Origin of the sequence: Corynebacterium sp. zg-331, from assembly GCF_014267345.1 — a bacterium.
Taxonomy (GTDB): domain Bacteria; phylum Actinomycetota; class Actinomycetes; order Mycobacteriales; family Mycobacteriaceae; genus Corynebacterium.
The window spans coordinates 160,069-172,648 of record NZ_JACMYD010000001.1 but is presented as its reverse complement, the minus strand read 5'-3'; the positions used below and the strand labels follow the sequence as shown (position 1 = coordinate 172,648).

Here is a 12,580-nt window from a genome sequence, read left to right as displayed (position 1 = left end):
ACGCGAGTTAGTCGCAATCCACGCAGCTGCTTTCGGATCGATGCTAGAGGCAACCATGCCGATGGCAGCCAAGTAGTCCCGCAGCCGCTGCATGTCACCCATACCACCCTCAGCACCGATAAGGGGCTCTTGGTGGGAAGCACGATTACGCACATACCGCACGAGCTCGACATTGGCTTCGAAGTTGGCGCGCGATCGGCCCGGATAGTTGGGCATTCCGCCATTGTCCAAGCGAGTGAGTGCTTTCCATATGGTTGCTTCACCAGAACCAGGGCCAATGAGTGTGTCGATGTTCTTAGAATCCATCAACGTGGCAGGCAGGGCGAACTTCTCACTCAGCTCTTGTTGCCACTGTTGGCGCAACGAGGACGGACTGATGATGAGGATGCGGCGTTGTCGCTTAGCCCAGTACTGACTGAGGACGATACCGGCCTCTATCGTTTTACCAAGACCAACCTCATCAGCCAGGATCACACCCTTCGTGAACGGGGTCTGCAACGCGAACAGGGCCGCATCCACCTGGTGGGGTTTGGGCTCGACTTGGGCATCGAACAGCAGGCCTGCGAACCGCCCAACATGGTCAGAAGCGTAGGAGCGATCCAACTCGTGGGGCATAGAACTTGGCCTCGTAGTGACTGAGGTGTTGCAACACGCGTTCGTCTCCTAGATTTCCCAACGATCAGGAGCACTCACCATGTAGTCCACGCCGATAGCCTCGAAGTGTTTCATCGCTGCCTTGATCTTCGCGTTTTCGATCGGACGACGCTTTGACGGATCTTGACTCGACTTCGTCTCGCGCACCAAGTACAAGTGTTCGCTGCCATCTTCGACCTTGATGATCGCCCAGTCCGGGTTATAGTCCCCAACCGGGGTGGGGATGCGGAATTTGTCGGGTAGTTTCATGAAGAGTTGGATGTCCTCACGCCCGTCCAAGTACTGGGCGAACTGTTTCTCCACTGCAGAGTCGAAAACCACGTAGTCGAAGTCCGTCTTCTCCTTATTGGTCACCTTGTATAGCTGATCAATGAAACGGTCCCTCTCTTCGAGCCCGTCCGCTTGCAGTTCTCGAAGCTCGTAGATACTGCCGCCGATGGGCTCATACTGGATCCCATCGATGAGAGTGTGCGCGAGCTCGGTCTCAACACAGCTGTTGACCATCTTGATGTAGTCATTCGGATTGGTGAGGAACTCACCCACGCGCCCAGAGCCCAGCAGGATGTCAATGATTGTCTTGCGGGTCAGCGAGGTGGATTCCTGAAGCTGCAAGACGATGTCTGGCAGTGGGTAGGAATCCTTGAGTACCTCGTCACGCGAGCCAAGAATCGAGCCCTTCGGGCCGCCACGGGTAAGCTCCAACCCGGTACGGGTAACCTGAATACGGATCGGATCAATCTGCGGGGCTTCCTTGATCCGTGTCACGCAACGCCGCACCAAATCCGTGCGGTCAAGGCTGACGCGGTAGGTCGTGCGGGAGGTGATCTTCTCCCAGAACTCCTCAAACTCCGGTGTGGCGTAGACCTGTTTGTTCAGCGACCGAACCACGCGTTTACGCTTCGGCTTGATGAGCGTTTCGATCTTGCACCGCTCGACCAGATCGATGACCTCTGCTTCATACGCTGCGTATTGTTCAGGCAAGCCAACAGTGAAGCCGAGCTGGTCAGGCACCCAGGTACCCAGAACCTCACCAGCATCGTTGATATAGCCGCGCTCGTGTAGGCAGTCCCAGATCTGGGCCGAGCGGCGAGTACCAAGACGAGATTCCTTGCCGCCCTCGACCACAGGTAGTTCAGCGAACTCAGTCCTGCGCACGTAACCAACCGCCACACCAGCGCGCTTGTACTCGTCTTGCAACGCGGAAGCGAACGCCGCATACGATTCGTTCGCCACCACCGTCAACTGTGCAATACCAGCATCCTTGACTCCTTCACCGGCTTGATTCACAGGCAGACGAAGTCCGCGCCCAATCGTCTGGCGGCGCTCGGTCTCCGTGGACATGTCACGCAGCGTGCAAATCTGGAACACGTTCGGGTTATCCCAGCCCTCACGAAGCGCCGAGTGCGAGAAAATGAACCGCACCGGCTCACCCATATCCAGCAGGCGAGCCTTGTCCTTCATGATCAGCTTATAAGCATCATCGTCGGCCTTAGTCTTACCCGAGGAATCTTTGAACGTCATCTGCGCGCTCTTACCGGTACCGCGCTTCATCTGCGCGAAATACCCAGAACGCGCCTCAACCGGATTAGCAGGCAAAAATGCATGCGTGGACGGATTCTTTGCTCGTTCCTCCTGATAGACGGCGTCAAACCAGGCAGCGAAATCACCATCCGCGTCGAGATTGTTGACACCCTCACCCAGGTATGAGGCGACCTTGTCGATGAAGAACAACGACAGCACCTTGATACCTTTAGGGTGCACTTGTTCTTCCTTGCGGATATGCTCACGCACAGTCTCTCGGATCATCGCCTGAAAAACAGCGTCTTGGTTGCTACCGATCTCTTCACCCACGCGTAGTACACCATAGTTGGTCAACTCGATCTGCTCGGGCATCACGCTGATCTCATTGATCCGCCAGTTGCCTGTATACGCGGGGTTGCCACCGGAGAGCCGCTCCAAATCAGCACCCTGAGTGGCGCTGACCTTGCGCTTGGCATACGAGCCATCCTTCTTACGATAGATCAGCTCCAAGCTGGCTCTAAAAGTCGGATCACGCTTAACCTCAAGCAGCTTCACATACGGCTTCGCCACGCTACCAAGCTCCTGGGCATCGGAGACCACAATCTTCTTCACCAGCTCCAGCCGGTGAGCATCGAGCGGATCAAGCCTGTAGACCACGTTGCGAGTCGTGCGGTGAGTGGCTGAATAACGCAGCGTACACATCGGATTCAGATCGGCCACCGCAGACTGAGCCAGCAAAGACTCCATATTCTGCGGCTCATCCATAATCACGACCGGGCGTGTGGCCTGCAGGAAATCCAGCGGGCGTAAGCCAGAGAGCTTATCGCGTTGCTGATGGATAATGCGGGTGTTCTTATCACCCCGGATCGAATCGATAGTCATCACCATAAACTGCAACGAAGTGGCCGTGGCAAAGTCACGAACTTCCTCAGCACGATCACCTGAATACACCGTGTAGTCCATATTGATCTGGGGATACAGGTGACGGAAATGCTCTCTCATCAACTGAATGCTGGTCTTCACACCTTCACGAATCGCTACCGACGGCACCAAAATGATGAACTTGTTGAACTTGTACTTCGTGGCCAGTTCGAACGCGGTACGCAAATAGACGTACGTCTTGCCCGTGCCGGTTTCCATCTCAATATCGAACTGCAAGCCATCAACCAGGCCATCGTTGATTTCTAGACCATTCCTATCCTGGACGCGCTGCAGGTTCTCCAAGACAGTGTCTTCGTCCAAAACGAGGTTGTTGCCATATGCGCCAATTTCCTCAAAGACGTCAAAACCTATCTGGCCACCTAAGTCAGGCAGGTCAAGAGCGGGCCGTGGTGACGACGGAGCATACTGAAATCTAGTCAGCAGTTGATCAACGTCGGCTGGTTGCCCGTCAAACAGGTCAGTGACAGCCTCGATCGCGCTGGTCTGGTAGGGCTGGCGCGAGTCAAACTGGAATCTCATTTTTCCGTCCTCGCCTTACGCTGTCCACAGATCAACGTTGTGTGTGCGGCATTCCTGCACCAGGTTCGTCTTCAGCTCGTCATTTCCATGGAACGCATCCTCAAGGATCACGAGCCGCTCAGGTTCTTGTGCCACGAGCTCACGCAACTGGTCCAGAGTCGGCTGGATATGCTCGTCAAGGTAAGCCACCACTAGGCCATCTGCGACGCTGAACACGCTCAAACCAGCAACGTCAATTGTGTCGATCTTCTCCGTCAGCGAGAACCCAAGTTTGAGTATCACCTCAGTGAGCAGCGCCTCGGGGCGGGCATGGTCATTAGCCGAATCAGCTAACCCAGCGAACAAGCCGACTAGGTCTTCTTCAGAGAGCCCAGAGTTAGCCTTCCACTTCGTGAAGTTCGTATCCACGAGCTTGTATGCACGAAATCCTACATCAAGTGAATCAGCCCGACCATCGAGCTTGCCGAACTCCTCGTCAAGGATCTTCGCGCCCGCCCGACGAATACGCTCGCGCGTAATCTGCGAGATCGTTTCGTATCCAGCCTTACGCGCCTCGGACTTCTCACCCGTTGGCTCTGGGAGTTGAACCGAAATGCACCTGCGGTTCCCACCATCCTCCGCATTCAGCTGCATTACCGCGTGAGCAGTCGTGCCCGATCCGGCGAAGAAATCGAGAATGAGGTCGTTCTCATGAAGATCAGCAAGCTTTAGGAGTTCTTGAACAAGCACTCGGTTTTTTGGATTATCGAATGGTAAGTCGATTTCCTTCCGGATCTGAGAGGCTTCCAGATCCGCCCAAAGCGATGTTCGAAGCATGGTGTCCGATGGCGCAACCCAATGCTGGACTCCACCGTTCTTTCCTGTCCCGTTCGCTATCCGCCTGATGAACTTTCGAATTCCAGTGCGCGAGGAATACTGCTCAATAGTTTCTTTATGACTATAACCTTTTAAGAACGTCTCGTAGTTTTGTACGGCTTCCAGAGCCTTTTCTCGAGAGTTTCTCCATTGCCCTTCGGTCGGAGTAAATCCGAGCAATTCATATCTCATGGTTGGCCTGTCGGCTCCACTCCAAAAGACATCCCATCGCCCCTTCTCTTGAGTGCCCCTCTTTTTGACGTGAAGAGGAAACAGAATTGCTTGGCTGGATTTTGCATAAATGAGAACATTTTCCGTGCCAACGTTTAGTGATGTTAAACCACGAACAGAGAACTGGGAATTCAGGCTTTTTGTTCGCCTGCGGACAATTAGGGTGTTACGGTAATTATGTTCTCCAAATATTTCATCACAAAGCTTCTTGAGATTCGCGTGTTCACTTTCATCGATACTGATAAAAATGGAGCCGTTTTAGGCAAGCAGATTCCGCGCGAGCTTGAGGCGCGGATACATCATGTTGAGCCAGTTGGAATGGAAGCGGCCAGCTGACTCTGAGTTGGTCGATAGCTTTCCGCCTTCATCGGTCTGTCCGGTGAGCTCTAAGTAGGAACCGATTGAATCCACATAGTCATCCTTATAAACGAAGTCTTTACCAGTGTTGTATGGCGGGTCGATGTAGATCATTTTGATCTGCCCGTAGTAGTGCTTTTGCAGGATCTTCAATACTTCGAGGTTGTCGCCCTCGATGAAGATGTTCTGGGTGGTGTCCCAATCGATGGAGTTTTCTTTGTCGGGCAGGAGTGTGGCCGTGGTGGGTGTTTGTGCAGCACGAATCGCTTGTGCCTTGCCTGGCCAGGTCAGGCCGAATCGTTCACGAGCATCATCAACATCAAGCCCGAGAATGGTTTTGAGCTTCTCGAGGTCGACTTTCCCGTCCGCCACAACTTCTGGGAACAGCTCGGCAAGTTGCTTCCCTGCTTCTGTAGTGAAGTCTGGTGTGGTTTCGGGGACTTGGTTAATCGTGTCTGACATTGATTGCTCCATTGCTCTAAGTGTTGAAATCTCGGAGGTGCTATGCACGTTCGGGGTTATCTTCGTTCTGTCCGCGTTGCGGTGTTGTCAGAGCGATTTGCTCCAACCTGCAATCGAGTGCGTCGCAGATCCTGGCGAGGAACGTCGGTGGTGACGTTGCCGTCTTTGCCCCTCTTGGCGATGGTTACTACTGACAGGCCGGTGGCGGTGCGTAGGTCTTCTTTGGTCATGTCTTTGTCGATGAGAAGTCTCCACAAGGGTTTGAACGTGATACTCACTGGGGGTCTTCTCCTTCGGTGTGGAGGTTATCTGGTTCGGTATTCCATGTGAAGCCGTAGAGGGCTTCAGCGTCGTCGTTGAGGTGAATGACTTGTGTGCGGGCGACGACTTCTTCGGCCTTCGAGCCGTATGCTTTGGTGGCATCGAAGGAGAAGAACACTTGTTTGGGTTCGCCAGCACTGCTTGTCAGTGACGCGGTGGGGGCGTAAACGTCGAGTAGTTCTGCCACGGGCGCGTAGGTTGCCATCGCATCACGGCAGCTACGCAGCAATGCGCGGTCATCGAGCTTCTCGGTCAGGGGCAACACGTCATAAATTGTATCAGGCGTGATGGACTCCAGTGGCAGCTGGTTGATCACGATCAATAGCGCGATGATCTTCTCATCGAGACCGAGCGGAGCCAACCCGGCATCAATGGTTTCTGCCGCTTTCAACGTGCGGTTGTGTGTGCGCAGTTGAGCCACATCAGCATCGATGTGGGCAAGGTTGTATTTCTCAGCACAGGGTTTACAGGTGACGGCGAAGTCGTCAGGAGTGATCTCGCCAGGCTGGTCGAGGAAGACGATGCCGAAAGAGTCCCGTGAGACATTGCCCGATGTCACCGATAAGGGCGTGCCGCACAAGCCGCAGCCGCGTGAGCGGACGAGCAGGTATTTCTCGTTGGCTGCCCGAACCGACTGCATCTTCACTGTGCGAAGTAGCTGAGTTGTGCAGTCGGAGAGTTTCGCTTTGTCGTGAAGGATTGTCACCAGCAAGGCTGTGACGTCGTAGGCGAAATGCTCTAAGTCAACGTGCTCGTCGTAGGCGGCGATGCTGTTGGCGATTATTTCTTTGACGGGCAAGTCGATTTCTTCCATGCTGCTCACGAACTGATTCGTGTTCATCCTGGCACACAAGGCTTTCGCCAGCTTGATGGGAAAGCGCCGTCGCGTGAGTACATCGATTCCAAAGTCGAATCGTTTGGCAGATTGGAGGGGTCTTTTCGGTATCCCATTCGTCTTCAGTGACTGTGGTGAACATCGAGATCAATTCACGCAGATACGGGGCGCGCGCAAGCCCTCCGTGCACGGCAGGTTCAAGGCATGCCGCCAGTTCAAAGAACTTCACTCGCCCTCCTCACCGAAAGTCTCACGCTTCCTCACACAATAGCCTCACGTTTTCTCACAGCCGCGAGAACCCCGATTTCTACTGTGCAAAGCAGATACCGAGCCAGCCCAGGCATGTGCGAGCGTAAAGAACTTCTTCACATCGTACCGCAATCGGGCGGTGTGACGGGCTTCAACGCGGCAAGCCCATGCCGGTTGGTGAGGTATCCGAGCTGGGAAGCGTATGGCCCAGCTGTTCGCAGAAGTTCATACGGAGACTCGCTAAGCGCTTGGTGGACACCATAGCATGCCCTTCAGGGTGTGTCGTGGGGTCCACCTTCTGTGCTTAGCGGCCATCTCCACATAGATCTTCAAGCGCCATAGCGGTTTCCCTTCATCACGAAGGGAAACCCAATGTCATCAGGTACTTTTCAACCGCATACCCCGTCTGTGTCCTTGTCGGTTCGCGTCGAGAAGAAAAAGCTCACCGGCCACGATCCGTGCATGTACCTCTCGCTGGATATACCAGCAGAGGAGGCCGCCCGGTTCGAGGACACCGACTATCACAGTCACCTCCGCCAGGCTAGTGACCCGTAGTCGGTTACCAAGCGTAGTGCACTCATCGAAGATTTCAACAAGCCTGAATACAACCAGGCACGCCGCTACCACACCCATATCGTCGACCGGCAGGCCGGTGGACGAGGCGCAGATGACGACACCGCTCAGGTGCTCATCGAGCAGGCCAGCACCATCCGCGATGGCTTCCTTATTGATGGCGATCATGAAGATCCGGCAGATGAGTGGCGGTTCGACTCGACGTGGCTGGTGCGTTATCCCAGCTCGATCCGCGCAGTCGCGTGTTGCTGATCGATACCTATCTTGTCGGTTTGACGCAACGCCAGATCGCCACCAAGCACGGCATCTCCCAGCCTCGGGTCAAGAGGCTGCTGGATCAGGCGAAAGCACAGATGCGCGATCTTTTGGAGTAGGGGGTTATTAAACGGGCGTTCTCGAAGCCCTCTTACTAGGAAGCCATAGTTTCTTATGTTGTCTTGACGGCTCCCTAGGAAAGAGCCGTTATGGCTGGCACTACGCTCCAAGCATTTACCAATAATTCTTTTGGAACGATCCGCACCATCGAGGCTGAGGGCACGGTGTATTTCTGTGGCCGCGACGTCGCCACCACCCTCACCAAAGAGGGCATCCCGTCACCGGGCTACACCAAGGGCAAGTGGTACGCGAACATCATAGACTCTATCTTGCGCAACGAGAAATACAAAGATGATACGCTGCTGCAAAAGACCTACATCACTGACTTCCTGGCTAAGAAGCAGATCAAGAACCACGGCGAAATCGCCCAGTCTTACGTCACCGGATCGCGCGAGGCGATCATTGACCCCGACACGTGGGACCTGGTTCAAGCCGAGCTCGCATCCTACAAGGAACATCGAGGGATCTACCCCTTCGCCTAGAAGTTCAAGTGCTCGGTGTGAGGCCGTTCTACGGCTCGAAAGTCTGGCACTCCAACGACCCGTACCGGTTGATGATCTGGCAGTGCAACAACAAATACAAGGTCGAGCATCCAAGGCCGATGCCGCACCCACGCGATGAGGAAATTCAAGCCGCGTTCAATCGGGCACTGGCCGAAAAGCAGCAGTGCTCGTGACGATTGAGGTATCGACAGTCATGATAGCAAGGAAGTCCAAGCCAATACGCGCACCGCTTAGGACCAGCAGGCCTACCGGCAGCGCTTCGCCAAACTCAAAGAGGAGTTCACGGCAGTCACCACCCGGTACGACGAGCTGACCGAGCAGATCGCTGACAAGTGAGCCCGCGCCGTGATTATGCGCAACTACCTCGATCAGACATCAACCGCAGCCCGATTCTCAAGACTAGGCTCGATGTCGTCGCCGCTTTCCGCCGCGGCAGCACGTCCAGGACACGAAAGATTCAGAGGTATCCCGCGACCGTCGTCGTCTCCGATGTGGTGTTTCACATCGAGGATAGAGATGGGTTACAGTTCGCGCTCGCGTCGTCGTCAATGTTCATCGCCTGGCAAAAGACGGTCGGCGGGAGGCTTAAGTCGGACATTCGCTTCGCGAATCCTCTCACCTGGAACACTTTCCCCGTCCCCGAGTTGAACAAAAGACTCGCACAGCAATCATCAAAGCCGGGCAGGGCGTGCTCGATGCCCGTGCTCTGCATCCCGAGTGCAATCTCGCCAACGCCTACAATCCCCTGGCCGTGGACCCCGCCCTGGTAAAGGCTCACGACAAGCTGGATCGGATCGTCGACAAGGCATTAGGTGCCGAGCGGAAGCTCACTACCGAGCGGCAGCGCCTGGAACTGCTGTTCACCAGGTACGCCGAAATAACGACTACAAACTAGTAGCATGAGACCGACCAGCACGCTAGCACTTATGTCGTCATGGGTGGTTCGGTAAGCAATAGAATGCCATTAGTAGGAAGGTAAGCAGAAGTAGCGCAGGTCACTTCCCGGGGAGGTATCTGTACATACATCGGACACCGGCCCCGACCTGTACGAACTCCATGGTGGGTTGCCCCGGTGGCCCCACTCGCCTGAAACAGCTTGTCATCGGACGGCCCGGGACACGATAGCCCGAGCCGTCTTTTGCGCATACCCCCAGCCCCTACCCGCGATCCCTGTAGGATGTACCCCAAGCGTGGCTTTGCCACGGAGCCCCTGCCCTGTCCCCGCGACCAGTTAGGACGTTGAGCACTCCATGATCCAGCTCGTCATCGGCGCCGCCGCCGGTTATGTCTTTGGCACCAAGGCCGGGCGCAAGCGCTACGAACAGATCAAAAAGGGCTATCAGGCCGCGATCAACTCCCCGGTTACCCACAACGCCGTCAAGGCCGGTCGCAAGGCCCTGGCCGATCGCCTCGATCCCCATCCGCGCATGAAAGAGGTCAAGAACCTGCGCCGGGACGACGCCAGCGTCATCCTGGAACCGGACGAGGATTAGCCCCGCAGCGCCCGATCCTGCAGGTCGCGGCGCGCCTTTTCCAGGGCCACCAGATCCTCAAACAGGGAATTATAGGTCACCTCGTCGTCGGAGGGGCGCATGCGCTGCAGCTGCCCCTTCAGCTCCGCGATGTGGTTTCCCACCTGCACCTCCTGCAACCGGGAGAGTACCGAATCCGCATAGCTGCTCATCTGGGATTCCTCCATCCTCAGATCCTCCACCGCCAGCTCGGAGACCAAAGAACGCCCCACAAGGTCGGCCATGCGCTCGGCCACCTGGGCTATCCATTGCGCACCGGATTGCGCCGAGGCGCAACCCCCGGCCTCCGCGATGGCGGTGCGCACGGCCCGATAGGCCGGATGGGTATAGGCTTCCTTGCCCATGCCGTCGAAGTAACCGCCGGTTAGCTCCGGGTATTGCAGGGCCAGCTTCAACGATTCGCGCTCCGGCCATAACGCCGGGTGACGCGGATTCGGCATGACCAGCGACGCCGCCTGCGGCACCGGCTCGCTCGCGGCCTCGTCGAACCGCCGGGCGCGGCGCGGCTGCGCGCGCTTGGGTCGGCCGGCCTCCTGGCGCACCTGTCTGAGCACCTCGTTGGGGTCGGACCACCCCACCCAGCCGGACAGCAGGCGGGCGTATTCGCCCTGGAGAACCTGATCCCGGATGTCCGCGACCACGGGCACGGTCCGGCGCAGCGCCTGAAGACGCCCCTCCACGGTGTCGAGGGAATACTGCGAGAGCATGGAGCGCACCACGAACTCAAGCATCGGTACCCGATCGGCCACCAGGTCACGCACGGCGGCATCGCCCTTGGCCAGGCGCAGATCGCAGGGATCCATCCCCTCGGGAGCCACGGAGACAAAGGATTGCCCGGTAAACTTCTGATCCCCTTCGAAGGCCCGCATGGCGGCCTTCTGCCCCGCCTCGTCGCCGTCGAAGGTGTAGATGAGCTCGCCGCGGAAGTAGTGATCGTCGAGCATGAGGCGGCGCAGCATCTGCAGGTGTTCGTCCCCGAAGGCGGTGCCGCAGGCGGCCACCGCGGTGGTCACCCCCGCGGCGTGCATGGCCATGACGTCGGTATAGCCCTCCACCACCACCGCCTGATGCCCAGCAGCAATGCTCTTTTTCGCCTGATCCAGCCCAAAGAGCACCTTGGACTTGTGATACAGCAGGGTATCCGGGGTATTCATGTATTTACCCAGCTTATCGTCCTCAAAAAGCTTACGGGCGCCGAAGCCGATCACGTCCCCCGACATGTTTTTAATCGGCCACAGCAACCGACGATGAAATTGGTCGATGGGACCACGCTTTCCCATCTTGGATACCCCGGCGGCCTCTAATTCCTTAAAGCTAAATCCCTTGGTGAGCAGCACCTTGGTGGCGGTGTCCCACCCCTGGGGCGCATAACCACACTCGAAAGCGTAGATGTGCTCCTGGGAAAATCCCCTGTCCAGCAGGAATTGTCGCGCCGGGGCGGCCTGCTCGGTTTCGAGCTGTTCTCGATAAAACTGGTGCGCGGCCTTATTCACCGCGATGAGCCGCTGCCGGGTACCCGGTTCCTCCCGCCGACCCGGCCCGCCGCCCTGATAGTTGATGCGGTAGCCGATCTTTTCTGCACAGTATTCCACGGCCTCGGGAAAGGTGATGTGTTCCATCTCCATGAGGAAGGAAAACACATCGCCGCCCTTGCCGGTGGAAAAGCAGTGGTAATAACCCCGATTGGGGCGCACGTGGAAGGAGGGCGTCTTTTCGTCTTTAAAGGGAGACAGCCCCTTGAGCGAATCGGATCCTCCCGGTTTGAGCTGCACGTATTCCCCCACGATCTCCTCGATGGGCGTGCGCTCCCGGATCGCCTGAATATCGCTCTCCGGTATGCGTCCCTGTGCCATGCCTCCAACTTACCGGCGCGGTCAAACCACGGTACCGTCCCTCCCCAGCAGAGGGGGCGTGCCATGATACTAAGCATGACTGCTCCACCCCGCACCCGGCTGCGCACCCTCCTCGCCTCCCTCGGGGGCATCGCCGTGGCGGGAGCGGCCGCCTGGTTCGGCCTGGATCCCGGCGATTCCCCGGCAACCCCGGTGGGCACCACCACCGCCGCCGACGCCCCGGATTCCACCGGCAATACGTGCCCCGTGGCCAGCCTGCCGCGGGAAGCCGGAAAGGTCATCGCGGCCATCGAGGACGGCGGGCCCTTCGCCCACCCGGATAACGACGGGGTGCGATTCGGCAATTACGAGGGTCACCTGCCCCCGCAGGATCGCGACTATTACCGCGAATACACCGTGGACACCCCCGGGCTTTCCCACCGCGGACCCCGGCGCATCGTCACCGGCGGTCCCCAGGCCACCGACCCCGAGGTATGGTATTACACCTCGGACCATTACGAATCCTTCTGCGAAATCCCCGATGCCGAATAAGCCGCGCCGCCTCATGCCCCACGCCCCCCTGCTCATCACCCGCCCGCTGGCCTCCCGCCACGATCTCTACCAAGCCCTGGCCCGCTGCCTGTTCCGCGGGGAGCGCTCCGCCCCCACCAACCTGGATGCCATGGCCGACCTGTTGCGCGAGACCCAGGTGCGCACCATCGTCTGCGCCCAGTGGGATCTCCCCACCGCAGACGACCGCGCCGTCCGCGAGGTACTGGGCGACCTCGGCATCGCGCTCCAGCTCTAGCCACCCGCGCC

The 12,580-nt window shown here is 57.4% G+C and carries 13 protein-coding genes and 2 pseudogenes; 7 read left to right on the top strand and 8 right to left on the bottom strand.

The features are described from left to right. Nucleotides 1-267 precede the first annotated feature (267 nt). From H7347_RS10915 to H7347_RS00855, 7 genes and pseudogenes are all read right to left on the bottom strand, one after another. Nucleotides 268-652, bottom strand: a pseudogene (locus H7347_RS10915) (SNF2-related protein); the annotation flags it as partial. 11 nt (nucleotides 653-663) lie between these two features. Further along, a complete protein-coding gene (locus H7347_RS00870) occupies nucleotides 664-3,636 on the bottom strand; it encodes a DEAD/DEAH box helicase family protein (RefSeq protein WP_152820450.1) in 2,973 nt (990 codons plus the stop codon). A 15-nt stretch (nucleotides 3,637-3,651) separates the two neighbouring features. Beyond that, entirely contained in the window at nucleotides 3,652-4,959 is a 1,308-nt protein-coding gene (locus H7347_RS00865) for a DNA methyltransferase (protein WP_370513897.1), read from the bottom strand. 21 nt (nucleotides 4,960-4,980) lie between these two features. Beyond that, nucleotides 4,981-5,541 (bottom strand): hypothetical protein, encoded by a 561-nt coding sequence (locus H7347_RS10910; protein ID WP_370513877.1) that lies wholly within the window; start codon nucleotides 5,539-5,541, stop codon nucleotides 4,981-4,983. A gap of 40 nt (nucleotides 5,542-5,581) precedes the next feature. After that, a pseudogene (locus H7347_RS10645) lies at nucleotides 5,582-5,819 on the bottom strand (helix-turn-helix domain-containing protein). Next, the gene (locus tag H7347_RS10640; RefSeq protein ID WP_227658931.1) at nucleotides 5,816-6,703 is read right to left on the bottom strand and encodes a hypothetical protein; all 888 of its coding nucleotides are present in this window, start codon (nucleotides 6,701-6,703) and stop codon (nucleotides 5,816-5,818) included. Before H7347_RS10640 ends, H7347_RS10645 begins: the two are co-directional and overlap by 4 nt. Before the next feature lie 621 nt (nucleotides 6,704-7,324). After that, nucleotides 7,325-7,687 carry a hypothetical protein gene (locus tag H7347_RS00855; protein ID WP_152820448.1) on the bottom strand — a complete coding sequence of 121 codons (363 nt, stop codon included), beginning with the start codon at nucleotides 7,685-7,687 and terminating at the stop codon, nucleotides 7,325-7,327. Between the two features lie 17 nt (nucleotides 7,688-7,704). Between H7347_RS00855 and H7347_RS00850 the strand changes: the two genes are divergently transcribed. The 5 genes from H7347_RS00850 to H7347_RS00835 all read left to right on the top strand — a co-directional run bounded on the left by H7347_RS00850 (nucleotide 7,705) and on the right by H7347_RS00835 (nucleotide 9,890). Continuing rightward, entirely contained in the window at nucleotides 7,705-7,893 is a 189-nt protein-coding gene (locus H7347_RS00850) for a sigma-70 family RNA polymerase sigma factor (RefSeq protein WP_152820446.1), read from the top strand. A 90-nt stretch (nucleotides 7,894-7,983) separates the two neighbouring features. Beyond that, nucleotides 7,984-8,376, top strand: coding sequence for a recombinase family protein (locus H7347_RS10635; RefSeq protein WP_227658929.1), 393 nt, complete (start codon nucleotides 7,984-7,986; stop codon nucleotides 8,374-8,376). 353 nt (nucleotides 8,377-8,729) lie between these two features. Further along, the gene (locus tag H7347_RS10905; RefSeq protein WP_370513876.1) at nucleotides 8,730-9,167 is read left to right on the top strand and encodes a type IIL restriction-modification enzyme MmeI; all 438 of its coding nucleotides are present in this window, start codon (nucleotides 8,730-8,732) and stop codon (nucleotides 9,165-9,167) included. After that, nucleotides 9,086-9,292: a type IIL restriction-modification enzyme MmeI gene (locus H7347_RS00840; protein ID WP_370513875.1), complete on the top strand. Its 207-nt coding sequence runs from the start codon at nucleotides 9,086-9,088 to the stop codon at nucleotides 9,290-9,292. The genes H7347_RS10905 and H7347_RS00840 overlap by 82 nt, the downstream gene beginning before the upstream one ends. Nucleotides 9,293-9,647: 355 nt before the next feature. After that, nucleotides 9,648-9,890, top strand: coding sequence for a hypothetical protein (locus H7347_RS00835; RefSeq protein WP_152820444.1), 243 nt, complete (start codon nucleotides 9,648-9,650; stop codon nucleotides 9,888-9,890). Here H7347_RS00835 and dnaG read toward each other — a convergent pair. Next, complete coding sequence (gene dnaG, locus H7347_RS00830; protein ID WP_152820442.1) at nucleotides 9,887-11,782, bottom strand: DNA primase; 1,896 nt, start codon at nucleotides 11,780-11,782, stop codon at nucleotides 9,887-9,889. The two genes, H7347_RS00835 and dnaG, sit on opposite strands and share 4 nt — an antisense overlap. 75 nt (nucleotides 11,783-11,857) lie before the next feature. On the opposite strand from dnaG, the gene H7347_RS00825 reads away from it, so the two are divergent. Both H7347_RS00825 and H7347_RS00820 read left to right on the top strand, forming a co-directional pair. Then, nucleotides 11,858-12,313 carry a ribonuclease domain-containing protein gene (locus H7347_RS00825; RefSeq protein WP_227658928.1) on the top strand — a complete coding sequence of 152 codons (456 nt, stop codon included), beginning with the start codon at nucleotides 11,858-11,860 and terminating at the stop codon, nucleotides 12,311-12,313. Further along, nucleotides 12,303-12,569, top strand: coding sequence for a hypothetical protein (locus H7347_RS00820; protein WP_227658927.1), 267 nt, complete (start codon nucleotides 12,303-12,305; stop codon nucleotides 12,567-12,569). Before H7347_RS00825 ends, H7347_RS00820 begins: the two co-directional genes overlap by 11 nt. Nucleotides 12,570-12,580: the final 11 nt, after the last annotated feature.

What these genes read in the sequence shown, in the direction of transcription:
- H7347_RS00870 (WP_152820450.1), bottom strand. Translation starts at nt 3,636, where the DNA reads ATGAGATTCCAGTTTGACTCGCGCCAGCCCTACCAGACCAGCGCGATC.
- H7347_RS10910 (WP_370513877.1), bottom strand. Translation starts at nt 5,541, where the DNA reads ATGTCAGACACGATTAACCAAGTCCCCGAAACCACACCAGACTTCACT.
- H7347_RS10640 (WP_227658931.1), bottom strand. Translation starts at nt 6,703, where the DNA reads ATGAACACGAATCAGTTCGTGAGCAGCATGGAAGAAATCGACTTGCCC.
- H7347_RS00855 (WP_152820448.1), bottom strand. Translation starts at nt 7,687, where the DNA reads ATGATCGCCATCAATAAGGAAGCCATCGCGGATGGTGCTGGCCTGCTC.
- H7347_RS10635 (WP_227658929.1), top strand. Translation starts at nt 7,984, where the DNA reads ATGGCTGGCACTACGCTCCAAGCATTTACCAATAATTCTTTTGGAACG.
- H7347_RS00835 (WP_152820444.1), top strand. Translation starts at nt 9,648, where the DNA reads ATGATCCAGCTCGTCATCGGCGCCGCCGCCGGTTATGTCTTTGGCACC.
- dnaG (WP_152820442.1), bottom strand. Translation starts at nt 11,782, where the DNA reads ATGGCACAGGGACGCATACCGGAGAGCGATATTCAGGCGATCCGGGAG.
- H7347_RS00825 (WP_227658928.1), top strand. Translation starts at nt 11,858, where the DNA reads ATGACTGCTCCACCCCGCACCCGGCTGCGCACCCTCCTCGCCTCCCTC.
- H7347_RS00820 (WP_227658927.1), top strand. Translation starts at nt 12,303, where the DNA reads ATGCCGAATAAGCCGCGCCGCCTCATGCCCCACGCCCCCCTGCTCATC.